Raw genomic sequence first — 23,823 nt, forward strand, 5'->3', positions numbered from 1 at the left:
ATCCTCCCGAGCGGTCCAACGCCATGGCGCAGCCACCGCTCGCGGCCCTCGTCCGCGAGCGGCCGGGAGAGCCCTGGCCTTCAGCGCCTCGGGACCGCTCCCGCTTCAACCTAGGAACGGTTGCCTGTGCGCGGGAGACGCGGGCGCATTTCAGGCGCCCGTGGCGAAGACGGACGGTGCTCACGGAGCGCCCGGCGGCGGTCCCGGACAGCCTGCATGCGAGACGTTCCTCCGTGCTGCCATCCCGCACCCAGCGCCTAGCTTCACAGTGAAGCCGTCAGGCCCTCGGGGCCCGAAGGAGCCCGATGCCGTCTTCCCCCCGCCAGGACAGCGCCGCCGCGCCCATCGAGCGGGTCGACGTCTCCGCGTACACCGTGCCCACGGACCAGCCGGAGTCCGATGGCACCTTCGCCTGGACGTCCACCACGCTGCTGCTCGTGGAGCCCGTGGCCGGAGGCCAGCGCGGACTGGGCTACACCTACGCGCACGCGGCCGGCGCCGCGTTGATCCGCGACATGCTCGTCCCGCTGCTCGTGGGCGCGGATGCCTGGGACCTCCCGGCGCGGATGGCGTCGCTCCTGCACCGGGTGCGCAACGCGGGCTCGCGCGGCCTCGTTGCCCGAGCGCTGTCCGCCGTGGACACCTCGCTCTGGGACCTGAAGGCGAAGCTGCTCGGCGTGCCGCTCGCCCGGTTGTTCGGCCTCGCCCGCGCCGCCGCGCCCGTCTACGGCAGCGGCGGCTTCACCAGCTACACGGACCGGCAACTCCAGACGCAGCTCACGAACTGGGCGGACGCGGGCATCCCTCGCGTGAAGATGAAGGTGGGCACCCATGCGGACGCCGACCCCGCCCGCGTGCGCGGTGTGCGCGAGGCCCTGGGGCCCGGGCCCTCCCTCTTCGTGGACGCCAATGGCGCGTACACCGTGAAGCAGGCGCTGGCGTTGGCGCGCGACTTCCGCGAGGCCGGCGTGTCCTGGTTCGAGGAGCCCGTCTCCAGCGACGACCTGGCCGGCCTGCGCCGCGTACGCGATGGCGGGCCCTCGGGCCTGGATGTCGCCGCGGGCGAGTACGGCGACAGCGGCCCGTACTTCCTCCGCATGCTGGAGGCCGGCGCGGTGGATGTGCTCCAGGCGGACGCCACGCGGTGCCTGGGCTTCACCGGCTTCCTCCAGGCGGACGCGCTGGCGGACGCCTTCCACATCCCCCTGTCCGCGCACTGCGCTCCGGCCCTGCACCTGCACGTGGCCTGCGCCGCGCGGCGGCTGGTGCACGTGGAGTACTTCCACGACCACGCGCGGCTGGAGCGGATGCTCTTCGACGGCGTCTCGCCGCCCGTGGATGGCGCGATGGCGCCGGACCTGTCCCGGCCTGGACTCGGGCTGGAGCTCAAACGGGCGGACGCCGCCCGCTTCGCCGTGGGGACCTCCACATGACAACGACCTTCCTGGACACCCTGCGCCACGTGCGCCGCCCCCGTGCCGCCGCCTCACGCGAACGGAGGGCCGTGGACGTGGCGGGCCTGGAGCGCGAGCTGCGCCGCCGGCTGCGAGGCGACGTGCGCTTCGACGCGGGCGAGCGCGCGCTGTACGCCACGGACGCGTCCAACTACCGGCAGGTGCCGCTGGGCGTGGTGTGCCCACGCACCGTGGAGGACGTGGTGGAGACGGTGCGGCTGTGCCGCGGGTTCGGCGCGCCCCTGACGTCCCGGGGAGGCGGCACCGCGCTCGCCGGCCAGACGTGCAACGTGGCGGTGGTGCTGGACTTCTCCCGGCACCTGGACCGCGTGCTGCACCTCGACCCCGAGCGGCGGCTCGCGCGCGTGCAGCCCGGCACGGTGCTGGACGTGCTCCGCACGGAGGCCGTGAAGCGTCACGGCCTCACCTTCGGTCCGGACCCAGCCACCCACAACCGCTGCACGCTGGGCGGGATGCTGGGCAACAACTCCTGCGGCGTGCACGCGCAGATGGCCGGCCGCGTGGCGGACAACACCGAGTCCCTGGACGTGCTCACCTACGACGGCGTGCGCCTGCGCGTGGGCCGCACGTCCGACGCGGAGCTGGAGCGCCTGATGCGCGAGCCCGGTCGCGTGGGCGAGCTCTACCGGGGCATGAAGGCGCTGCGCGACCGCTACGCCGACCGCATCCGCGCCAGATATCCGCGCATCCCCCGCCGCGTGTCCGGCTTCAACCTGGACGAGCTGCTCCCGGAGAACGGCTTCCACGTCGCGCGAGCCCTGGTGGGCACCGAGGGCACCTGCGTCACCGTGCTGGAGGCCACGCTGAACCTGGTGCCGGAGCCGAAGGCCCGCTCCCTGCTGGTGCTGGGCTACCCGGACGTGTTCCGCGCCGGGGACGACGTCCCGGAGGTGGTGGACGCGGGGCCCATCGGCCTGGAGGGAATGGACGCGAAGCTCATCGACGGGATGAAGCGCAAGCACCTGCACGTCGACGACCTGCCGCTGCTGCCGGAGGGCGAGGGCTGGCTGCTGGTGGAGTTCGGCGGGGACTCCAAGGCGGAGTCGGACGCGAAGGCGCACGCGCTGATGGACCGGCTGGTGGCGAGGGGCCACGCACCCTCCATGCGCCTCTATGACGACAAGGCGCAGGAGGCGCTCATCTGGGAGGTGCGCGAGTCCGGCCTGGGCGCCACGGCGTTCATCCCGGGGGAGCGGGACGCATGGCCGGGGTGGGAGGACTCGGCGGTGCCGCCGGAGCGCATGGGCCTGTACCTGCGGGACTTCCGCGGGCTCCTGGACCGCTTCGGCTACCAGGCGTCGCTCTACGGCCACTTCGGCCAGGGCTGCCTGCACTGCCGCATCAGCTTTGAATTGCGCACGCGCGAGGGCATAGCCCACTACCGCCGCTTCGTAGAGGAGGCGGCGGACCTGGTGGTGCGCCATGGAGGCTCGCTGTCCGGCGAGCACGGCGACGGCCAGTCCCGAGCGGAGCTGCTGCCGAAGATGTTCGGAGAGGACCTGGTGCGCGCCTTCGGGGAGTTCAAGCGGCTGTGGGATCCGGAGGGCGGGATGAACCCGCACAAGGTGGTGGACCCGTACCGGCTGGACGAGAACCTCCGCCTGGGCACGCGCTACGCCCCCGCCGAGCCGCGCACGCACTTCCAGTTCCCGGAGGACCGCGGGAGCTTCTCGCGAGCCACCACGCGCTGCGTGGGCGTGGGCAAGTGCCGGCGTACCGAAGGCGGCACCATGTGTCCCAGCTACATGGTGACGCACGAGGAGAAGCACTCCACGCGAGGCCGCGCGCACCTGCTCTTCGAGATGCTGCGCGGCGACGTGGTGGGGAAGGGCTGGAGGAGCCCGCACGTGAAGGAGGCGCTGGACCTGTGCCTCGCGTGCAAGGGCTGCAAGTCCGACTGCCCGGTGAACGTGGACATGGCCACGTACAAGGCGGAGTTCCTCAGCCACTACTACCGGGGCCGCCTGCGTCCCCGGCACGCGTATGCCCTGGGCCTGGTGATGTTCTGGGCCCGCGTGGGCGGGCGCGTGCCACGGCTGGCGAACTTCGTCACGCACGTGCCGGGGCTGCGGACGCTGGCGAAGGCGATCGCGGGCGTGCACCCCGCGCGGGAGATTCCCCGCTTCGACGCGAAGCCCTTCCAGCGGCGCGTGCGGAACAGGCGCGCGGCGGTGGGGCCGCGAGGCCCGGTGGTGCTCTTCCCGGACACCTTCAACAACTTCTTCCACGCGGACACGGCCTCCGCGGCGCTGGAGGTGCTGGAGGCGGCGGGCTTCGAGGTGCGCGTGCCCCAGGGCTTCGTCTGCTGCGGCCGGCCGCTCTACGACTTTGGGATGCTGGACACGGCGAAGGCGCTGCTGCGGCACACGCTGACGCGCTTCCGCGAGGAGATCCGGGCGGGCACCCCCTTCGTGCTGCTGGAGCCCAGCTGCGCGGCGGTCTTCCGCGACGAGCTGACGAACCTCTTCCCGCATGACGAGGACGCGAAGCGGCTGGCGGCGCGGACGTATGTGCTGAGCGAGCTGTTGCAGCAGCGGGCGCCGGACTTCGAGCTTCCGAAGCTGGAGGGGAAGGCGCTGGTGCAGGCGCACTGCCACCACCAGGCGGTGATGAAGTTTCACGACGAGAGGAAGTGGCTGGACCGCACGGGGCTGGACTGGGAGAAGCCGGACTCGGGCTGCTGCGGCATGGCGGGCGCGTTCGGCTACGAGCGCGACACGTACGCGGTGTCCCAGGCCTGTGGGGAGCGGGTCCTCCTCCCGAAGGTGCGCGAGGCGCCGGATGACACGCTGCTCATCGCGGATGGCTTCAGTTGCCGGGAGCAGATCCGCCAGGCCACGGGGCGCGGGACGCTGCATCTGGCGCAGGTGCTTCAGAGGGCGCTGCGCCGGGGACGGGCCTGACCGCCTGGAGGGCGTGGAGGATACCCTGCGTGGGGACATGGGTCCGACGCGAGCCATGGACGGCCCCTGGGGGGAGGCCGTTAGGCTTCCCGCCGTGATTGCCTCCGTCCGCTTCGAGCACTACCGGTGCCTGCTTCAGGTTCAGCTCGCCCTGGAGCCACTGACCGTCCTGGTGGGACCCTCGGCGTCGGGGAAGACCGCCATGTTGGAGGGGCTCCAGCACCAGCTCGCGTACGAGCCTTCGGACTTCTGGCGGCGGGATGAGTCCCGCCCGCTCTCCATCGAATGGACGTACGCGCGCGGCGACCGCACGCGCGTGGAGTATCCGTTCAGCGTGATGGACACGCTGCCCGGCCAGGGGCACTCCACGCAGCAGCTGTCGCTGAGCATGGAGGCGCTGCGCGAGGGAGGCTCGTCCGCGAAGGCGACGTGGTTGGAGCGCAAGGGCGGCAACCTCGCGAGCGTCTTCGCGGCGCTGCCCATGTCCACGCGGGAGGTCATTTCGGAGGAGCTGGCCCGGCGCGTGCCGTCGCTGTCGGAGGTGGACGTGGCGCGAGACCTGGAGGACCGCTCCTTCCGGCTGCGCTTCCGAGACCGCTGGAGTCCGGACGTCTGGTTCGGCCCGGACTACGTGTCGGACGGAGTGCTGTGGCTGCTCGCGTTCCTGGTGCTGCCGTACCAGCGCCCGTTGCCGGAGCTGCTCACGCTGGACGAACCGGAGCGGGCCCTGCACCCGGGCCTGGTGCGCGAGGTCCTGGAGCTGCTGCGAGCCATGACGCGAGGCGAGTCCACGGGAGGCCAGCCGGTGCAGGTGGTGCTGGCCACGCACTCGCCGGACCTGCTGGAGCACGTGCGCCCGGAAGAAGTGCGCCTCCTGTCGCGAGAGCCCACGGACGGCTCCGTGCGGGTGAGCCCCGTGCCCGCCACCGCGCTCCACTGGCGGCGCGAGTGCCGCGAGCTGCTGGACACGCTGTAGCTCAGGCCCCGGAGGGAAGAGGTCCCGGGTAGAGTGGCGGAATGCTCCGCAGCATCCGCCTCCAGAACCTCCTTTCCTTTGGGCCTGACTCCGAAGCCTTCCCCCTTCAGGCGCTCAACGTCCTGATTGGGCCGAACGCGTCTGGAAAGTCCAACCTCATTGAGGCGCTGGGGCTGCTGCGGGCAGCGCCCGGCAACCTTCTGGCGCCCATTCGTGAAGGCGGAGGCGTCACGGAGTGGTTGTGGAAGGGAGGAGCGGAACCCGGTCCGCCCACTGCGAGCCTGGAAATCGTCCTGGACTATCCGGAAGGCGTCATGCCGCTGCGTTACCAACTGGCATTCACTTCCGAAGGACAACGTCTGGAACTGGTCGACGAGGTCATCGAGAACGAGCGTCCGCAGAAGAAGTCGACCCAGCCCTATTTCTTCTATCGGTATCAGTCCGGAAAGCCCGCCATCAACGCCCGCTTGAAGGTCGAGGCCCAGCCAGGCTCCGCGACTGGGCGCCAACGCAGGGTCTTGCAGCGGGAGGCCGTCAGCTCCGTGCAGTCCATCCTCTCGCAGAGGCGCGATGCGGACGTGTATCCTGAGCTGACCTACGTGAATTCGTTGCTGGGCCGCTTCTCGCTGCACCGGGAATGGAACATAGGGCGCTACACGCCACCACGGCTTCCCCAACGGGTGGATCTGCCGGGGGACTTCTTGTTGGAGGATGCGAGCAATCTGTGCCTCGTCCTCAGTGACTTGGAAGCCAGGGGCATGAAGAAGGTTCTGCTGGAGAACCTGAAGCTCCTCTACGCACGCGTGATGGACTACTCGGTCCGTATTTCGGGAGGGACCGTCCAGGTGTTCTTCCAGGAAGAAGGGCTGAAGGCTTCCGTGCCTGCAACACGCTTGTCCGATGGAACCCTGCGGTATCTCTGCCTGTTGACGATCCTCTGCCACCCCACGCCTCCGCCCCTGCTCTGCATCGAGGAGCCGGAACTGGGGTTGCATCCCGACGTCTTGCCGGTGATCGGACGCCTGCTCATTGAAGCAAGCACGCGCACGCAGCTCATCGTGACGACGCATTCGGACACGTTGATCTCCGCGCTCTCGGAGGTGCCTGAATCCGTCGTCGTCTGCGAGCAGGAGCCGGGCGGAACGGTGTTGCGGCGCTTGGAGAAGGAAAAGCTGTCGGAGTGGTTGTCGCGGTACAGCCTGGGAGAGGTCTGGCGGATGGGCGAGTTGGGGGGAACCCGATGGTGAAGGAGATACGGCTCTACATCGAGGGCGGAGGAACGTCCGCGGATGGCAAGGCCCTTCTACGCCACGGCTTCAGGCAATTCTTCGATGCGTCCGTGACACTTGGCCAGAAGAGCCGTGTCCGGTGGGCTTTCGTCATGTGCGGTTCGCGTGGCGAGGCATTCCATGCGTTCAGGCACGCGCTCAAGAATCATGCGTCCGCGGTCAACATCCTCCTCGTTGATTCCGAAGGACCTGTGACAGGCACTCCATGGGAGCACCTCGCGACCCGCGACCCATCATGGAGGCGGCCTGGAGAGGCTTCGGCGGACTCCTGCCACTTGATGGTCCAAACCGTCGAGGCGTGGCTCATGGCCGACCCGAAGGCCCTCCAGGGTTTCTACGGTCAGGGCTTCTCGCTCGCGAGCCTGCCCAAGACAACCAACGTGGAGCACATCGCCAAGGACACCCTGGAGTCCTCGCTGAAGAAGGCGACTCAAGGGACGCGGAAGGGCGAGTACCACAAGGTCCGCCACTGCTCGGAGCTGCTCAAGCAGGTGGACTCCGCGCAGGTTCGCGCCCGGGCGCCGCACTGCGACCGGTTGTTCTCCGTGCTCGAGAAGCTGCTGACCTGAGTCCCCGGAACCGGACTGCTGTGTCCACCAGCGCACGGCCCCGGCTCCTCGAGTGACCTCGGGGTGACGCTCCGTGCGCGGGGCTGACGGTTGTGTGCCGGCGTCGGCGGGCCACTCCTAACGTGGGCCTCTTCGCCCATGCCCCTCCTCCTGCCCATCCTCCTGGCCCTGGCGTGCGCGCCGCTCGCCTATGTCGCGGGCCGGTGGCGCCCGGGCGCCGCGGCGTGGATGGGCGCCGCGGGCGCGCTCGCCGCGATGGGGGCGCTGGTCCATGAATGGACGACGCAGGCGCCCACGCGCCTCGTGCTCCCGTGGGCCCCCTCCTGGGGCCTGTCGCTGGAGTTCACCCGCGACGGCCTGTCCGGCCTCTATGCCGCGATGGCGCTCGGCATCGGCGCGCTCGTGGTCCTGTACTCGCGCGCGTACATGCCGCACCACCTCCACGAGGAGGGCCGCCCCGCGCGCGACGAGGTGCGCTTCCAGGGGCTCATCCTCGCGTTCATGGCCGCCATGGTGCTGCTCGTCACCGTGGATGACCTGCTGCTGCTCTTCGTGGCGCTGGACCTCACCACCATCATCTCCTACCTGCTCATCGGCTTCGACCGCGAGGACCCCGAGTCGCGCGCCGCCGCGCTCCTGTCGCTCGTGCTCACCGGCGCCACCTCCGTCGTCTTCTTCGCGGGCGCCATGACGCTGGGCCTCCAGTACGGGACCTTCTCCCTGCCGCTCGTCTTCGAGCGCGCCGCGCAGTCCCCCGCGTCCACCGGCGCCCTGGTCTGCCTGGCCGTGGGCGCGCTGGGCAAGAGCGCGCAGGTGCCGTTCCACTTCTGGCTGCCTCGCGCCATGGCCGCGCCCACGCCCGTGTCCTCGTACCTGCACTCGGCCGCGATGGTCGCCGCGGGCGTCTTCCTCCTCCAGCGCCTCTACCCCCTGTTCGCCCCCGCCACGGACGTGCGCCACGGCCTGCTCGCCATCGGCTTCCTGTCCCTGGGCATGGGCAGCCTGATGGCCCTGGTGGCGGATCCGTTCAAGCGCGTGCTCGCGTACTCCACCATCGCGCAGTACGGCTACGCGCTGGTGCTGGTGGCGCTGGGTTCGGAGGGCGCGCCGCTCTACGTGGCGGCCCACGCGCCGTGCAAGGCCGCCCTGTTCCTCACCGCGGGCGCCGTCACCCAGGTCACCGGGAAGAAGAAGCTGTCCGAGGTCGGAGGCCTGCGCCACCCGCTCCCCGTGCTCGCGGGCGCCAGCGCCGTCGCGGCGGCGGGGCTCGCCGCGCTGCCCCTCACCGTGGGCTTCTTCAAGGACGAGGTCTTCTTCCACGCGCTCGCGAAGGAGGGCCCCGTGTTCATGGCGGCCGGGCTCGTGGGCGCGGGCATGACGCTCGCGTACACGCTGCGCCTGTGGTGGGGCCTCTTCGGCGGGCCGCGCCAGGCCGCGCCCGCCGCGCCCCCATTGCTCGTGGCCCCCGTCGTCGTGCTCGCCGCGGCCATCCTGCTGGGCGGCGTGCTGCCGGGGCTCCTCGTCGCGCCCTCCCGCGCCGCCGCGGAGGCGATGCGCGGCGAGCCCTCCACGCTGGAGCTCGCGTACCACCTGGACGCGCGCGCGGAGAACCTGCTCGCCGTGGGGGCCTGGGTCCTGGGCGCGCTGCTCTTCGCCACGCGCCGGGCGTGGACGCCCGGGCTCTCCCGCGTGCTGGAAGGCGCGTCCCACGTGGGCGCCGAGCGGGGCTACCGCCTGCTGCTGCTCCAGTTGGACCGGCTGTCCACGTGGCTGCACGAGAAGGAGGTGCGCGACCTGCGCGACCGCGTGGCCTCCGTGCTGGTGCCCACGGGGCTCTTGGGCCTGGCGGTGCTGGGCGTGACGCCGCTGCGCGACCGCTTCAAGGTGGGCCCCGTGGGGTGGGCGGACATCACGCTGGTGATGGCGCTCGCCTTCGCCTCCGCCGCCGCGCTGGCCACGTTGCGCGCCAGGGGCCACCTGCGGCTGGTGCTGCTCATCTCCTGCGTGGGCTTCAGCCTGGCCATGGTGTTCGCCTTCGCCGCCGCGCCCGACGTGGCCCTCACCTCCGTGCTGGTGGAGACCACCTTCACGCTGCTCTTCGCGGGCCTGCTGGCCCTCCTCCCCCAAGGCCGCCTCCAGCGCGCCCAGGACGAGTCCCAGAAACCCCGCGGACGCGACCGCCTGGCCGCGGCCGTCGCCGGCGCGAGCGCCTTCCTCCTGAGCTGGAGCGCCCTGTCCCATCTCCACGTCGACCGCGTGGGCGCGCGCACGGTGCAGCTGGCGAAGGAAGCGCACTCGCCCAACGTCGTCGCCGCGGTGCTCACGGACTTCCGGGGCCTGGACACGGTGGGTGAGATGACCGTGGTGGTCGCGGCGCTGCTGGGCGTCACCAGCCTCTTGAGCCTGAGAGGGAAGCGATGATCTCCTTCGTCCCACCCCTGTCGCGCCTCCTGCTGTGGCCGTCGTTGATCATCGCGCTGTCGCTCTGGCTGAAGGGCGGCGCGTCGGTGGGCGGCGGCTTCCCGGCCGGGGCGCTCGCGGGGCTCGCGGTGCTGCTCCAGTACGTGACGGTGGGCCGGGAACAGGCCCGGCGCTACGTGGCGGTGCGGTACGCGGCGCCGCTGGCGGGCGTGGGGCTCGTGCTCGTGGTGGGCACCGCGTTCCTGCCCGTGCTCGCGGGCTACACGCCCATGAGCCTCTTCCCCCGGCCGGACCAGCCGGAGCTGGGCGTGGGAGGCCTCCACCTGCACACCGCGCTCATCTTCGAGGGAGGGCTGATGCTCATCGTCTTCGGGCTGGTGGTCACCGTCATCGACCGCTTCGCCCTGCGCACCGGTTCGGAGGAGGAGTCCGGGCCATGATCCTCATCGCGTCCCTGGTGGTGGGCCTGCTGTTCGCGTGCGGCGTGCGCATGGTGCTGGAGCGCGAGCTGGTGCGTGTGGCGTGCGGCACGGTGCTCATCACCAACTCCAGCGTCCTGCTCATCCTGGCGGGCTCGTTCCCGGAGCGGGGCGAGGCGCTGAGCGTGAAGCCCGGCTGGCCGGTGACGGACCCGGTGCTCCAGTCGCTGGCGCTCACGGCCATCGTCATTGGCTTCGCGGTGTCCGCGCTGCTGCTCACGCTGGTGCACCGCACGCAGCGGGCGCACGGCTCGCTGCGCACGGACCGGCTGGTGGAAGCGGAGCTCAAGCGCGTGCACGCCGTGGAGCAGGAGGAGGACCCCTGATGCCGCTCTGGGGTCCGCTGCTGCTGCCGTGGGTGCTGGGCACGGTGCTGGCGTTCCTGGATGGACGCCGCGCGTGGGTGGCGTGGCTGGCCATCGTGGGGCTCGCGGGCACGCTCGTGTGCACGGCGTGGCTGTTGCCCCAGGCCTGGGGTGCGCAGGCGCCCCAGTTCGTCACGGGAGACTGGCCCGTGGGCGTGGGCATCCGCCTGCGCGCGGATCAGCTGTCCATCGTGTTCGCGCTGGTGTCCACGGCGGTCCTGCTGGGCACGCTCGTGTACGAGCACGTGGCCGGAGGCATCACGTCCCGTAGCTTCCCCTCGCTGGTGGTCTTCATGGGCGCGGGGCTCACGGGGGTGTTCTTCACGTCGGACGCGTTCAACTTCTACGTCTTCTTCGAGCTGGCGATGACGGCCGCCTTCGGGCTGGCGTCGTACGGCGAGAAGCCCCGCAACCTGCGCGCCGCGTTCACCTTCGTGGTGGTGAACCTGATGGGCTCCACGCTGTTCCTCACGGCGGTGGTGATGCTGTACCTGACCACCGGCACGCTGGACATGCTGTCCATCATCGCGTGGGGACAGGCGGGGCCGCCCTTCGCGCTGCTGGTTCCGGGCACGCTGCTGCTCTGCGCGTTCGGGGTGAAGCTGGGCTTCTTCCCGTTCCACTTCTGGGCGCCCGCGGTGTACCGGGACGCGGGCCCCACGGTGGCGGCGCTGCTCGCGGGGGCGCTGGCGAACATCGGCAGCTATGGGCTGCTGCGCTTCGGGGTGGACGTGCTGCCGCAGGTGCTGGCGCAGGCCCGGCCGCTGCTGGAGATACTGGGCGCGGCGAGCATCCTCTACGGCTCCATCCTCGCGCTCTCCCGGCGGGACACGCGCGAGGTGCTCGCGTACGCGTCCATTTCACAAGCGGGGCTCATCATCGCCGCGCTGAGCCTGGAGGGCCGCGAGGGCCTGTGCGCGGCCGTGGCGCTGGCGCTGGCGGGCTCCGTGGACAAGACGGCGCTGTTCCTGGCGCAGGACCGGGGCGGCGAGCGGGCGCGCCGCGCCTACTCGGTGGCGGCCTTCAGCACGGCGGGGGTGCCGCCCACCGCGGGCTTCTGGTCCAAGGCCTGGCTCTTGCGAGCGGCGCTGGAGCAGGGGCATGTCTGGCTCGCGGGGTTGGTGGTGCTGGCGAGCGCCCTGTCGCTGCTGGCCCTCTTCCGCGCCTACCAGCGCGAGCGCTGGTTGAGGGAGGGCGCGGCCCTGCACCGGGGCACGGGCGCCGTGGTGTACGCGCTGTCCCTGGCGCTCATCGTCGTGGGCCTCTGGCCGGAGCCGCTCCTGCGCGCCGGACGCGACGCCATCCAGGGCCTGGGGTCGCTGCCATGAGGCTCCACACCCTCGCGCACGTGCCGCCCCTGACGCTGCTGTACGCGCTGATGGTGGGCAGCTTCCATCCGGTGGACCTCGCGCTGGGCGCGGTGCTGTCCCTGGGCGTGATGCGCCTGTTCCCCCTGGCGGGCCTGCCGCCGGTCCTGGAAGCTCGCGAGCACTGGCGCCGCACGCTGCGCCTGCCCCGCTTCGGCTGGGCCCTGGCCGTGCTGGTGACGCGCAGCTGCTTCCAGGTGCTCGCGGTCATCTTCGGCCCCGCGGACCGCGCGGATCACGCGGGCGTGGTGGAGTACCCCATGGGCGAGCGCACCGCGCGCGGCGTGCAGGTGTCCTCGTGGGTCCTGTCCCTGGCCCCGGGCACGGTGCTGCTGGAGCTGGACTGGAAGCGGCGCGTGATGCGGGTGCACGCGCTGGACGCGTCGGATCCGGACAAGCTGATCCGGCAGCAGGACACCTTCTACCAGCGCTACCAGCGCGCGGTGTTCCCGTAGGGAGGCGGCCGGCGATGCACGAGACCTTCTTCACCCTGGCCATCGTGTGGATGGTGGGCCTGCTGGGCGCGATGGTGCTGCTGGCCTCACGCCAGCGCTCCTCGGCGGACATGCTCATGTCCGTGGACACGCTGGGCCTGGTCATCTGCGCGGTGCTGGCGCTGTACGGCGCCACGCGCGGCGAGGCCGGCTACCTGGACGCGGCCCTGGTGCTGGCCCTGCTCTCCTACGTGCAGACGGTGGCCGGCGCCCGCTACCTGCACCACGGCCGCACCTTCCACGACGAAGAGGACACCCGATGATGTCCGCCGCGGTGCAGTGGGTGTCCGACGCCCTGGTGGCGCTGGGCCTGTTCTTCATCACCGCCGCCATCATCGGCATGTACCGGCTGCCCTCTGTGCTCACGCGCGTGCACGCGGCGGGCGCGGTGCCCTTCGGCGGGGCGCTGGTCATCATCGGCGCCACGCTGGCGACGGCGGACGCCTGGCTCCTCTTGCGAGGGCTGCTCGTCGCCGCGTTCCTGATGCTCACCATCCCCAGCTCCGCCCACGCCATCGCCTGGCTGGCGGAGAAGCGCCCGGAGCTCGCCGACGACAAGACCCCGCGGCGCCAGCGCGGGCCGGAGGACTCCGAGCTGGAGCCTCCCAGCCGCCAGTAGCCGCCCGCACGCAGGCCCGCTCACGGAAGGGCGCGACGGGCACCCGCGCGCCCCCGGGCTCCCAGGCCCGCCACGGTCACTAGCTTTTCGTGCATGAGCGCCACCGTCAGCGACTACCTCGTCTACCGCCTCATCCAGTGGGGCGTGCGCCGCATCTATGGCTACCCGGGCGACGGCATCAATGGCGTGCTGGGCGCGCTGAGACGCAACTCCGAGATGAAGTTCGTGCAGGTCCGCCACGAGGAGATGGCCGCCTTCGCCGCCTGCGCGCACGCGAAGTTCACCGGCGAGGTGGGCGTGTGCATGGCCACCTCCGGCCCGGGGGCCGTCCACCTGCTCAACGGCCTCTACGACGCGAAGCTGGACCACCAGCCCGTGGTGGCCATCGTCGGGCAGCAGGCCCGCACGGCCCTGGGCGGCCACTACCAGCAGGAGGTGGACCTCACCACGCTCTTCAAGGACGTGGCCAGCGAGTACATCACCATGGTGACCGAGCCCTCCGCCGTCCGCCACGCGCTGGACCGCGCCGTGAGGATCGCCCGGTGCGAGCGCACCGTGACGTGTCTGGTGTTGCCCAACGACCTGCAGGAGCTGCCCTACGACCCCCCCGCGCGCAAGCACGGCACCGTGCACTCCAGCGTGGGCTACGCGTCCCCCCGGGTGATTCCCCAGGACGCGGACCTGCGGCGCGCCGCGGACGTCCTCAACGCCGGCAAGAAGGTCGCGATGCTGGTGGGCGCGGGCGCCCTCGACGCGGCGGACGAGGTGCTGGAGGTCGCGGACCGGCTGGGCGCGGGCGTCTCCAAGGCGCTGTTGGGCAAGGCGGTGCTGCCGGACGCGCTGCCCTTCGTGACGGGCTCCCTCGGCCTGTTGGGCACGAAGCCCAGCTGGGACCTGATGCAGGAGTGCGACACGCTGCTGATGGTGGGGACCAGCTTCCCCTACTCGGAGTTCCTCCCGCCGGCGGGCCAGGCGCGCGGCGTTCAAATCGACCTGGACGGCCGGATGCTCTCCATCCGCTACCCCATGGAGGTGGGGCTCGTCGGCGACGCGAAGGAGACGCTGCGCGCGCTGATTCCCCAGCTCAAGCGCAAGGAGGACCGGAGCTGGCGCGAGGGCGTGGAGAAGGGCGTGGCGCGCTGGTGGAAGGTGCTGGAGGCGCGCGCCATGACGGACGCGAACCCCCTCAACCCGCAGCGCGTGTTCTGGGAGCTGTCCCCGAAGCTGCCCGCGGACGTCATCCTCACGGCGGACTCGGGCAGCTCCACCAACTGGTTCGCGCGCGACCTGAAGGTGCGCCAGGGGATGATGGCGTCCCTGTCCGGCAACCTGGCCACCATGGGCTGCGGCGTGCCGTACGCCCTGGGCGCGAAGTTCGCCTTCCCGCACCGCCCGGTGCTCGCGGTGGTGGGCGACGGCGCCATGCAGATGAATGGCAACGCGGAGCTCATCACCGTGGCGAAGTACTGGAAGGAGTGGAAGGACCCGCGCCTCATCGTCCTGGTGCTCAACAACCGCGACCTGAACCAGGTGACGTGGGAGCAGCGGGTGATGGTCGGCGACCCGAAGTACGCCGCGTCGCAGGACCTGCCGGACTTCCCCTACGCGAAGTACGCCGAGTCCCTGGGCCTCAAGGGCCTCCGCGTGGACCGGCCGGACCGCGTCGCCGCCGCGTGGGATGAAGCGCTGGCCGCGGACCGGCCCGTCGTCTTCGAGGCCTATACGGACCCGGACGTGCCGCCCCTGCCGCCGCACATCACCCTGGAGCAGGCGAAGATGTTCGCCTCCGCCGTGGTGAAGGGCGACGCGGACGCGGGCGGCTTCCTCAAGCAGTCCATGAAGGAAGTGGTGGAGACCCTGCTCCCCCACAAGGGCAACAAGTCCTGACGGGAGGCCCGCGAGCCCTCATGCGTCCTGCTTGAGGGCCTCGGCCGGAGAGATGCGGGTGGCGGCGACGGCGGGAACCCAGCTTGCCGCCAGCGCGGTGAGGAAGAGCAGCGCGGACGCTCCCACGAAGATGAGCGGGTCGTGGGGCGTGATGCCATACAGCATCGCGGAGAGCGCGCGGGCCAGCAGCCCCGCGCCCAGCAGCCCCACGGCGAGCCCCAGCCCGGTGAGCCGCAGCCCCTGGGTCATGACCAGCCGGAGCAGTCCCCGGGGTGTCGCACCCAGCGCGCTCCGGATGCCCAGCTCCCGGGTCCGCTGCGTCACCCAGAAGGCCAGCAATCCATACAACCCCACCGAGGCCAGCACTCCGCCCAGCAGCGCGAAGGCCACCAGCAGCCGGCCCATCACCCTGACCCGGGCGGAGCTGGCCTCCACCACGCGGTCCAGCGGCCGGACGTTGAGCAGCCGCAGGTTCGGATCCGCCGCGCGGACCTCCTCCCGCAGCAGCGCCAGCAGTCGGGGCGCCGGCAGTGAGGACTTCACCGCCAGGTTCAGGCCCTTGCGCATGTCCTGGCCCAGCGGGACGTAGAGGTCCCCGGAAGGCGCCACCGAGACGTGCTCCATGGGCACGTCCCCCACGACGCCAATGACTTCCCGGGGCGCGGCGTCCCTTTCCAGTTGGAGCCGGACCCCCACCGGGTTCTGGCCCGGGAGGTACCGGCGCGCGAAGGCCTCGCTCACGACCACCACGGGAGGATGCTCCGCTGTGTCGCCAGCGTCCATGAGGCGGCCCTGCTTCAAGGCGATGCCCATGGCCCGGAACGCGCCCGCGCTGGCCGGCACGTAGCCGGCTCGGGGAGGCGTCCCGGATGGGGGTGGCGTCCCCGCGATGTGGAAGCCCACGTTTTCGCGCCAGACCTCACCGGAGAAGGGGAGCGCCGCGGTGAGCCCGGCCGCGTCCACGCCGGGGAGCGTCTCCAGCCGCGCGGTGAGCGCCTGGGCCAGGTCCGCGGCCCGGGCCTCGTCGGGGAACTGCTCCAGCGGGAAGAACACCTCCGCGACCGTGACGCGCTCGGGCTCGAAGCCCAGCGGTACGGCCTGGAGCTTCCACAGCGTGCGCAGCAGGAGCCCCGCGCCCACCAGCGGCACCAGCGCCAGGGCCAGTTGCACGACGACCAGCGCCGAGCGCGCCCGGCCCAGGGACGTCGCGCCGCGCCCTCCGCGCATCATCGGCGCGAGCACGGCCCGGGCCTCTCCGCGCGAGGCATGAAGCGCGGGCAGCACCCCCACCAGCACCGCCGTCACCAGCGACACGGCCGCGACGATGCCGAGCAGGCCTGGCTCGAGCCCCGGCCCAGACACGAACCAGCCTGGAATGAAGAGGGTGAGGAGTCCCCGCCCCCAGAGCGCGAGCAGCCACCCGCCCACGCCGCCGAACGCGGCCCGGACCGCGCTCTCCACGAACACCTGCCGGACCAACTGCCACCGGGTCGCGCCCAGCGCCAGGCGCACCGACAGCTCGTGCATCCGCGCGCTGCCCCGCGCGAGCAGCAGGTTCGTGAGGTTCGAGCAGCCCAACAGCAACAGCAGCACCGCCGCCCCGGCCGCGATCTGGAGCTGGGACAGGGATTGCTCGACGAAGTACGCGTGGAGGGGCTCCACGTGCACCCCCACCCGTGGTTCTCCCGGGACGTCCGCCGCGGCGAGCGTGAGCGGAAGCAGTTCACCCCGGGCCTGCTCCAGGGAGACGCCCGGACGCATCCGGCCCACGACGCGCAGCGTGTTGCCCCGGTCCTGGAGCGCATCCATCGACAGGGGCTTCCACGCCTCCACCTCTGGCTCGAAGCGGAAGTCTTCCGGCAGCACGCCCACGATGACGTGCGACATGCCGTCCAGCAGGAGGCTCTGGCCCAGGACGGCGGGGTCCGCCCCATACAGCCGCTGCCACAGCGCATGGGTCAGCACCAGCTCGCGGTCGCGGCCGGGGACCTCTGCTTCCGTCCCCCAGAGCCGCCCCAGGGCGGGCCGCACGCCCAGCAGCGGCATCAGCCCCGCGGAGGCGCGTCCCACGGTCAGCCGCGCCTCCAACCCCGCGCCGTCCAGCAACTGCTTCACCACCCGCACGCCCTCGATGCCGGAGAAGCTCCGGGCCCCCTCCCGCCAGGCGTTCCACACGGGCAGGCTCACGCGGGTGCGGTCCTTGTGCGGCCCGGCCCCCGCGCCCGGCGTCGTCGCCTGGAAGAGGCGGACCAACTGCTCCGCCTCCGGATAGGGCAGGGGCTGCCAGAGCACCGGGTACACGACGCTGAAGACCGCCGTGGTCGCGCCGATGGTGAGCGCGAGCGTCAACACGACGACCGCGGTGAAGAGCTTCTCCCGGGCCATCGAGCGCAACGTGCGCCGGACTTCGTGCAAGAGCATGGACCTGTCAGGGGTGGGGGACGAGGACGTGCGTGTAGCAACGAGGATGCCACGCACGGCCCTGCCCCGCCGGACGGCTCACGCGGGCCCGGCGTCTGACCGGAACTGGGAACGGTCGTCCCAGTTCCGCGAATCGGGCTCCTCCTCCTTCACCAGCCAGCGCATCGTCGCCTCGGTCACGACGCCGAACAGGGCCGTCTGCGCGAACAGCCAGACGTGCTCCGCGCGCGACCAGGTGTTCGCGAGCGCCGTCGCCTTGAACACGGGAAAGGCCGCGCGCTCGAACGCCAGCACCCCCAGGCCCAGCAGCACGCCGCTGTGCAGCAGGGTCCACTTCGCCGTGCGCACCCGCACCAGGCCCCAGCCCATCCCCAAGAGGGGCCCGTAGCCCGCGCGCAGCGCGAAGGCCCACTGTGACGCCTCATGCCGGGACAGCTTCCGGCGGAACAGCCGGCTCAGCACGTGCCGCGCGATGTTGCGCGCGGCGTAGGGCGGCGGATGGCCCAGCCAGGCATTGCGCACGGTGACCAGCAATCCCAGCGCGCCGGTGCCCACGGCCCCGGCGACATAGGCCGCGGCGTATGGATTCCTCATGGCCTACCCCTTCAGCAGGTTGCGCATCACGAACCACAGGTTGGCCGGCCGCTCCGCCAGCCGGCGCATGAAATAGGGATACCAGTGCTTCCCATACGGGACATAGACACGCACCGGGTGCCCGTCCTTCACCAGCCGCTCCTGGAGGTCGCGCCGGATGCCATACAGCATCTGGAATTCGAAGGCGCCCCTGGGCAGCTGCTGACGCGCGGCGTATTCCAGCGTGGCGTCGATCATCCGCTCATCATGTGTGGCGATACCGTGATACACGCCGCTGTCCAACAGGATGCGCATGCAGCGCACGAAGTTCGCGTCCACGTCCTTCTTGTCCGGGAAGGCCACGTCGGGACCCTCCAGGTAGGCCCCCTTGCACAGCCGGATGCGGACGCGCTCGGCGCACAGGGCCTTCGCGTCCTCCTCCGTGCGCCGCAGGTAGCTCTGGAGCACCGCGCCCACGTGCCGCTCGCCGAACTCCGAGTGCAAATCCCGCACGATGTCCAGGGTCGTCTGCGTGACGGCGCTCTCCTCCATGTCCACGCGCACGAACGAGTCCCGCGCCGTCGCGTCCGACACCACCGCCCGCGCGTTCTGCAGCGCCAGGTTCCGGTCGAACAACAGGCCGCACTGCGTGAGCTTCAGCGACACGTTGGCCCGCACGCCCACCTGGTCGATGCGCGCCAGGAGCCGCAGGTATTGCTTCACCTCGTCGTGGGTCTCCCGCGGGGAGCGCACCGCTTCGTTGAGGTGGTCGAAGCTGGCCATCAGCCCCTTCGCGGTGAGGGCCTTCACCGCGTCCACCGCCTCCTCCAGCGTCTCGCCCGCGATGAAGCGGGACGCGAGCTGGCGAAAGGGTTTGAGCCGCGTGGCCACGTCCTTCAGGTTGGACTGACGCGACAGGAACAGCAGCGCGGAGCGGGACAACTGATCCGAGGCAGTGGTCATCTGAGTGTGTTCCCCCGCCGCTAGAGATAACGCCTGCTCAGTCAGGGTGCCGCGACAGGAAGTCGGACACGCGTGCATTGAACGCTTCCGGGTGGCTCATGTACGGCAGGTGACTGGCCGTCTCCAGGAACTCCAACTCGGCGCCCGGCACGTGCGCCGCCACGTCGCGCGCGGCGGCCGGAGGCACCAGCAGGTCCCGGCCGCCCTCGATGATGAGCGTGGGCACGCGCAGCTCCCGCAGCCGGTGCAGGAAGTCCGCGGCCAGGATGTCGCGCAGCCGCCGCATCAGCTCCAGCGACGACAGGCGCCGGGCCTCGCGGACGATCTCCGCCCGCCCCTCCGCCGGCAGCCACCGGCCGCCCAGGACGCGCGCCACCGTGGGCGCGAACACATACGCCAGCGGCCGGGGCGCCCGCACCAGCGTGGACAGCGTCAACGCCAGCCGCCGCACCTTGCGCACGCTGGCCACCGGCGACACCAGCACCAGCGCCTTCACCCGCTGGGGGTGCTCCAACGCATACGCGATGGACAGCAGGCTGCCGTAGGAGGACCCCATCAACGCGAAGCGCTCCGGCAGCCCTGCCTCCGGGTGGTTGAGCACCGACAGGTTCCACTGCAACGGCGTATGGGTCGCGGGCGTCTTCAGCGGCGGCGTCCACAACAGCAGGTTCCACGCCTCCGCCAGCGGCTCCATGGGCGCGAAGGAGCGGCCACTGGCGCCCAGCCCCGGAAGACAGACCACCGTGCGTGATACATCCCTGTTGCCCCCGGGGAAGGTGAACAGCCGCACCGCCGTGCCCCGGACGACGCGCTCCTCGCAGTCCAGCCGCTCATAGCCTCGCTGGATGTCTTCCACGTCCGGCACCAGCGGCGGCGGGCGGGGCGGGGCGGGGACGGGAGTCGAGGCGGTATCAAGCATGGCAGGCCCTCAGCAGCAGGCGCCGGACGCTGGCGGCCACACGGTCCCGGAAGGCTCTCACGCGCGACTCCGACGCACCCGACGGCGGCGGCTCATGGGGTTCACCCACGGCGAAGGTTAATTGAACTGGCAGCGGCAGGGGGCCCAATCCCATCACCAACGGCATGCGGTATTTGTCCTCCGCGGCCAGGCGCACGCACCACCGGTCCTCGTCTGGAGGCCAGAAGAAGGTGTCATCCACCCCGAAGCCGGCGAAGGGCACCACCGGCACCCCGGCCTGCATGGCCAGCCGCACGAAGCCCAGCGCACGCTCCCACCGGAGCCGGTAACGGCCCTGGCTGCGTTTGAAGGTCTCCCGCGCGCCGCCCGGATAACACACGACGAGCTGCCCCTCCTGGAGCGACCGGAGCGCGTTCTCCCGCGTCCCCTCCACCCCGCCCAGCCAGGGCAACACCGTGCGTACGAGGGGAATCTTGAAGAACCCACGCTCCGCCAACCCCAACGGATAGCGCCCCGTGGCCCGGTGCAGGAGGTGGAAGAAGGCGGGGGTCTCGTATCCCCAGACACCGTGATTGCCCACGAGCAGCAACGGCCCATGTCTGGGCAGATGTTCAGCTCCCACCAGACGGGCGCGGTGATAACGCGCGGACAGGGCGGCGCCGCCCTCCGCGAAACGGAAGACGGCCTGCCGGACGCTGGTGAGTGGGTTTTCCACGGTGGAGCCAATGATGCGGCCGCCCTCGCGCGCCGGCACCCCGGAACCAGGCGGCCGGGCAGGGGCTCCACCGCCGTCATCACCGGAAAAGGGCATGCACGCCAGCAGGCTGCCTTTCACCGGGGCCGGATGGGTGCGGTTGTCTGCTTCCGGCGCCGTGCTGATGCTTGGGGGCATGGCCGGCTCTTTCGACATCCTTCTTCAGCAACACCGCGAGCTGGAGGAGCTGCTGGAGCGGCTGGCTTCGGAGGCGGACCCGGAGGAGGTGACTCACGGTCAGGAAGCCCTGGCCCGCCTCCTGCGCCTGCACTCCCGCCTGGAGGAGCGCTGCGTCCAGCCGCTGCTGACTCGCGTGGAGGGCCGCACCCGCGCCCGCGAGGAGGCCGAGGACCACCTCACCCTGCGCGAGTTGATGGAGGAATTGCAGGAGCTGACGCCTCGCGGCGTCGACTGGCAGGCACGCCTTTTCACGCTCGAGGATCAGGTCGTGGCGCATGTGCAGGCCATGGAACACGGGGTGCTCCCCCGCCTGTCCGCGTCCCTGGACGAGGAGGAATTGGAGGAACTGGGACACGACCTGGCACTGACGTACGAGGAACTGCTGGATCGCTCGCAGCACCCCCCCGCCTCCAGTCGTGGAGCGTTGTTGGAACCCCTGCATTGGGATGCGTGAGAAGCGCCTGAAAGCGTCGCCGGGCCCCATTTCCCGGGGCTTTCTCGCCTGCTGATACGCAGTGGCGTCACAACTTTTTATCGCTTCCTTCGACAATTGCCTTTCTGGAAGGTATTGGTAGTCCGGCGTGCCGGTTCACGCCAAGGCAATGCTCCCCCCTTAAACCGAGGATTGGTCGAAATGTCAGTTGACAAGGCGTTCCGCGAGATGATTCGCAACGAGATTGAAGTGCAGCTCAAGCCCCTGCGCGACGTGGTGTCTCGTCTGGAGTCGGGCACGGCGGACCTGGATGCGCTGCGCAGCGTGGCCGAGCGGCTGGCGCCCCTGGCTCAGGTGGTGGGCCCCCTCTTCGGCGCGAACGCGCCCGCGGCCGGCAAGCCCGGTCGTCGTCCCGTGGGGCGTCCGGCGGGCCGGGCCGCGGCGAGCGCGCCGGTGGCTGCGGCGGGTGGCAAGCGCCGGGGCCGCAAGCCGGCGGCGGCGGAAGGCGGCGCCCGTGAGTGCGCCATCAAGGGCTGCGGCAAGCCCAGCCGCACGAAGGGCTACTGCGCCGCGCACTACCAGAAGCTGCGCATGCTGGAGAAGACCAACCGCCGTCCTTCCGAGTGGTCCGACTACGCCAACCCCAACAGCGTGGAGGACATCAAGCTGCCCCGCGGCCGCGCCGCCTCCAAGGCGCTCGCGGAAGCCGCTCAGAAGAACGCTTAAGCAGTATCAGTCGTAGCCCCGGCCCGGGCATACAGGTGGACCGCGTCCTTCCGTCTGGAAGCACGTGGCAGGAGTGACCGCGCGGAGGATGTGCTTGCGCCGCGAGGGGGTTGGTGTGCATGAGTGCCCGGGCCATGAACAAACGCGACCTGGAGCCTGGAATCGTCACGGACCTCGCGGGCCGGACGACCTATGGCGATTACCTGCAGTTGGACCGCCTCTTGTCCGCGCAGGTGCCCCGTTCCCAGCCTCCCCATCACGACGAGCTGCTGTTCATCGTCCAGCACCAGACGAGCGAGCTGTGGATGAAGCTGCTCATCCACGAGCTGTCCGCCTGCATCCGTTACATCCAGGCGGACCGGCTGGAGCCGTCGTTCAAGATCTTCGCGCGCGTCGCGCACATCCAGCGGATGCTCTTCGAGCAGTGGAGCGTGCTGGAGACGCTCACGCCCAACGAGTACCTGGAGTTCCGCGACACGCTGGGACACGCGTCAGGCTTCCAGAGCTTCCAGTACCGGGCGCTGGAGTTCCTGCTGGGCAACAAGGACGACGCGGCGCTGGGCCCCTTCAAGCACGTGCAGGGCGTGCACGCGGAGCTGGAGCGCCTGCTGGAGTCGCCCGGCATCTACGACGAGTTCCTGCGTCACCTGTCGCGCATGGGCCACGACGTTCCCAGAAGCCACGTGGAGCGCGACTGGCGTCAGCCGTATGAGAAGAGCCCCCAGGTGATGGAGGTGTTCCGGCGCATCTATTCGGACACCGAGAAGCACTGGGACGCGTATGAGATGTGCGAGAAGCTGGTGGACACGGAGGAGCGGTTCCAGCTCTGGCGCTACCGTCACATGATGACGGTGATGCGCATCATCGGCTTCAAGCAGGGCACGGGCGGCTCGTCGGGCGTGGGCTTCCTGCGCAAGGCGCTGGACCTGCGCTTCTTCCCGGAGCTGTGGGATGTGCGCACGGCGCTGACGCCGCCCGCGAAGCCCCGGGGCATCTGAAGGCCCCCTTCGCCCCGCTCGTGCCCCCGCATGCCCCGCGGGCCGGCAGGGGCGGGGTGCCAGCCGGGGCACGGGCTCCCTAGCTTGGGAGAGGTCAAACCCTCTCAACTCGCGAAGGAGCCACCATGGGTGAGCATGAAAGCCCCCGGAAGGAACCGCAGCTTCCGGAGGACGAACAGGACAACAAGCGTCAGGCGGGAGACCGCCCCATCCCCACGCCCGGCCACATTGGCAACCTGCCGGACCAGGGCGAGGGCCCGGGTGGCATTGGCATCAAGCTGCCCGAGGGCGGCGGCGACTGATTGAAACATCCGGAAATGTTTCAGCGGAAATGTTTCAGGCCCGGGGCCCTTCCAGGGCTCCCGGCCACCGGGGTACAGGTGTCAGACGGGCATGAGAGTGTCCGGGCATGTCCCTACCTGCTAGGTTACGCGTCCCTGAGATGACCCGAAAGCCCGCCACCTACGCCGACCTGGAAGCGCTCCCTTCGAACCAGGTGGGGGAGATCGTCAACGGGGAGCTGTACGCGAGCCCCCGGCCGGCGGCGCGGCATGCCTCCGCCGCATTTGAGCTGGGTGGGGAGCTTCGCAATCCCTTTGGTCGGGGACGAGGGGGGCCTGGGGGGTGGCTCTTCCTGCCCGAGCCGGAGCTGCACCTGGGCAAGGACGTCCTGGTGCCGGACCTCGCGGGTTGGCGCCGGGAGCGGGTGCCCAAGATGCCTGACGTCGTGGGCATCACGATGGCGCCGGATTGGCTGTGCGAGGTGCTGTCGCCGTCCACGGCCCGGCTGGACCGCTTCCGGAAGCTGCCCATCTATGCCCGCGAAGGGGTCAAGCACGTCTGGTTGGTGGACCCGCTCCAGTACACGCTGGAGGTCTTCCGTCTTCTGGAAGGCTCGCACTACCTCCTCGTGGGAACCCATCAGGACTCGGAGACCGTCCACGCGGAACCATTCGAGGCGCTTCCCCTGGAACTGAGGGTCCTGTGGGAGGACGTCGAGTAGGCTTCAGCG

At 70.7% G+C, this 23,823-nt stretch carries 23 protein-coding genes; 18 read left to right on the forward strand and 5 right to left on the reverse strand.

The window, feature by feature from the left end; all coding sequences use genetic code 11:
* Positions 1-305 precede the first annotated feature (305 nt).
* From JYJ93_RS03670 to JYJ93_RS03730, 13 genes are all read left to right on the forward strand, one after another.
* Positions 306-1,433, forward strand: a complete 1,128-nt coding sequence (locus tag JYJ93_RS03670) for an enolase C-terminal domain-like protein (RefSeq protein WP_206786597.1) — start codon at positions 306-308, stop codon at positions 1,431-1,433.
* Positions 1,430-4,378 carry an FAD-binding and (Fe-S)-binding domain-containing protein gene (locus tag JYJ93_RS03675; RefSeq protein ID WP_206786600.1) on the forward strand — a complete coding sequence of 983 codons (2,949 nt, stop codon included), beginning with the start codon at positions 1,430-1,432 and terminating at the stop codon, positions 4,376-4,378. Before JYJ93_RS03670 ends, JYJ93_RS03675 begins: the two co-directional genes overlap by 4 nt.
* Positions 4,379-4,472: 94 nt before the next feature.
* Complete coding sequence (locus JYJ93_RS03680) at positions 4,473-5,354, forward strand: AAA family ATPase (protein ID WP_206786602.1); 882 nt, start codon at positions 4,473-4,475, stop codon at positions 5,352-5,354.
* A 41-nt stretch (positions 5,355-5,395) separates the two neighbouring features.
* The gene (locus JYJ93_RS03685; protein ID WP_206786603.1) at positions 5,396-6,601 is read left to right on the forward strand and encodes an AAA family ATPase; all 1,206 of its coding nucleotides are present in this window, start codon (positions 5,396-5,398) and stop codon (positions 6,599-6,601) included.
* Complete coding sequence (locus JYJ93_RS03690) at positions 6,595-7,212, forward strand: DUF4276 family protein (RefSeq protein WP_206786604.1); 618 nt, start codon at positions 6,595-6,597, stop codon at positions 7,210-7,212. The genes JYJ93_RS03685 and JYJ93_RS03690 overlap by 7 nt, the downstream gene beginning before the upstream one ends.
* A gap of 138 nt (positions 7,213-7,350) precedes the next feature.
* The gene (mbhE, locus tag JYJ93_RS03695; protein WP_206786605.1) at positions 7,351-9,633 is read left to right on the forward strand and encodes a hydrogen gas-evolving membrane-bound hydrogenase subunit E; all 2,283 of its coding nucleotides are present in this window, start codon (positions 7,351-7,353) and stop codon (positions 9,631-9,633) included.
* Positions 9,630-10,073 (forward strand): MnhB domain-containing protein, encoded by a 444-nt coding sequence (locus tag JYJ93_RS03700; protein ID WP_206786606.1) that lies wholly within the window; start codon positions 9,630-9,632, stop codon positions 10,071-10,073. Before mbhE ends, JYJ93_RS03700 begins: the two co-directional genes overlap by 4 nt.
* A complete protein-coding gene (locus JYJ93_RS03705) occupies positions 10,070-10,438 on the forward strand; it encodes a sodium:proton antiporter (RefSeq protein WP_206786607.1) in 369 nt (122 codons plus the stop codon). Before JYJ93_RS03700 ends, JYJ93_RS03705 begins: the two co-directional genes overlap by 4 nt.
* Positions 10,438-11,805, forward strand: a complete 1,368-nt coding sequence (locus tag JYJ93_RS03710; protein ID WP_206786608.1) for a proton-conducting transporter membrane subunit — start codon at positions 10,438-10,440, stop codon at positions 11,803-11,805. The genes JYJ93_RS03705 and JYJ93_RS03710 overlap by 1 nt, the downstream gene beginning before the upstream one ends.
* The gene (locus tag JYJ93_RS03715) at positions 11,802-12,299 is read left to right on the forward strand and encodes a Na+/H+ antiporter subunit E (protein ID WP_206786609.1); all 498 of its coding nucleotides are present in this window, start codon (positions 11,802-11,804) and stop codon (positions 12,297-12,299) included. The genes JYJ93_RS03710 and JYJ93_RS03715 overlap by 4 nt, the downstream gene beginning before the upstream one ends.
* Before the next feature lie 14 nt (positions 12,300-12,313).
* Entirely contained in the window at positions 12,314-12,601 is a 288-nt protein-coding gene (locus tag JYJ93_RS03720) for a monovalent cation/H+ antiporter complex subunit F (RefSeq protein ID WP_206786610.1), read from the forward strand.
* Entirely contained in the window at positions 12,598-12,957 is a 360-nt protein-coding gene (locus JYJ93_RS03725) for a monovalent cation/H(+) antiporter subunit G (RefSeq protein WP_206786611.1), read from the forward strand. The genes JYJ93_RS03720 and JYJ93_RS03725 overlap by 4 nt, the downstream gene beginning before the upstream one ends.
* A gap of 93 nt (positions 12,958-13,050) precedes the next feature.
* A complete protein-coding gene (locus JYJ93_RS03730; protein ID WP_206786613.1) occupies positions 13,051-14,844 on the forward strand; it encodes a thiamine pyrophosphate-requiring protein in 1,794 nt (597 codons plus the stop codon).
* 18 nt (positions 14,845-14,862) lie between these two features.
* On the opposite strand, the gene JYJ93_RS03735 is transcribed toward JYJ93_RS03730, so the two are convergent.
* The 5 genes from JYJ93_RS03735 to JYJ93_RS03755 form a co-directional block, all read right to left on the reverse strand.
* Positions 14,863-17,265 (reverse strand): ABC transporter permease, encoded by a 2,403-nt coding sequence (locus JYJ93_RS03735; protein WP_206786615.1) that lies wholly within the window; start codon positions 17,263-17,265, stop codon positions 14,863-14,865.
* A 78-nt stretch (positions 17,266-17,343) separates the two neighbouring features.
* Positions 17,344-17,859, reverse strand: coding sequence for a hypothetical protein (locus JYJ93_RS03740; protein WP_206786616.1), 516 nt, complete (start codon positions 17,857-17,859; stop codon positions 17,344-17,346).
* A 3-nt stretch (positions 17,860-17,862) separates the two neighbouring features.
* Positions 17,863-18,801 carry a proline dehydrogenase family protein gene (locus tag JYJ93_RS03745; protein ID WP_206786617.1) on the reverse strand — a complete coding sequence of 313 codons (939 nt, stop codon included), beginning with the start codon at positions 18,799-18,801 and terminating at the stop codon, positions 17,863-17,865.
* Positions 18,802-18,838: 37 nt separating this feature from the next.
* On the reverse strand, positions 18,839-19,720 hold the full coding sequence (locus tag JYJ93_RS03750; RefSeq protein WP_206786618.1) for an alpha/beta hydrolase: 882 nt from the start codon (positions 19,718-19,720) through the stop codon (positions 18,839-18,841).
* The gene (locus JYJ93_RS03755; RefSeq protein WP_242543655.1) at positions 19,713-20,612 is read right to left on the reverse strand and encodes a lysophospholipid acyltransferase family protein; all 900 of its coding nucleotides are present in this window, start codon (positions 20,610-20,612) and stop codon (positions 19,713-19,715) included. Before JYJ93_RS03755 ends, JYJ93_RS03750 begins: the two co-directional genes overlap by 8 nt.
* Here JYJ93_RS03755 and JYJ93_RS03760 point away from each other — a divergent pair.
* From JYJ93_RS03760 to JYJ93_RS03780, 5 genes are all read left to right on the forward strand, one after another.
* A complete protein-coding gene (locus JYJ93_RS03760; protein WP_242543656.1) occupies positions 20,611-21,108 on the forward strand; it encodes a hemerythrin domain-containing protein in 498 nt (165 codons plus the stop codon). The genes JYJ93_RS03755 and JYJ93_RS03760 overlap by 2 nt on opposite strands.
* 180 nt (positions 21,109-21,288) lie before the next feature.
* A complete protein-coding gene (locus JYJ93_RS03765; RefSeq protein WP_206786619.1) occupies positions 21,289-21,813 on the forward strand; it encodes a cell wall protein in 525 nt (174 codons plus the stop codon).
* 134 nt (positions 21,814-21,947) lie between these two features.
* The gene (locus tag JYJ93_RS03770; RefSeq protein ID WP_206786620.1) at positions 21,948-22,811 is read left to right on the forward strand and encodes a tryptophan 2,3-dioxygenase family protein; all 864 of its coding nucleotides are present in this window, start codon (positions 21,948-21,950) and stop codon (positions 22,809-22,811) included.
* 125 nt (positions 22,812-22,936) lie between these two features.
* On the forward strand, positions 22,937-23,113 hold the full coding sequence (locus tag JYJ93_RS03775; RefSeq protein ID WP_206786621.1) for a hypothetical protein: 177 nt from the start codon (positions 22,937-22,939) through the stop codon (positions 23,111-23,113).
* A gap of 140 nt (positions 23,114-23,253) precedes the next feature.
* The gene (locus JYJ93_RS03780) at positions 23,254-23,814 is read left to right on the forward strand and encodes a Uma2 family endonuclease (protein WP_206786622.1); all 561 of its coding nucleotides are present in this window, start codon (positions 23,254-23,256) and stop codon (positions 23,812-23,814) included.
* Positions 23,815-23,823 lie beyond the last annotated feature (9 nt).

Source organism: Corallococcus sp. NCSPR001 (assembly GCF_017309135.1).
GTDB lineage: Bacteria > Myxococcota > Myxococcia > Myxococcales > Myxococcaceae > Corallococcus.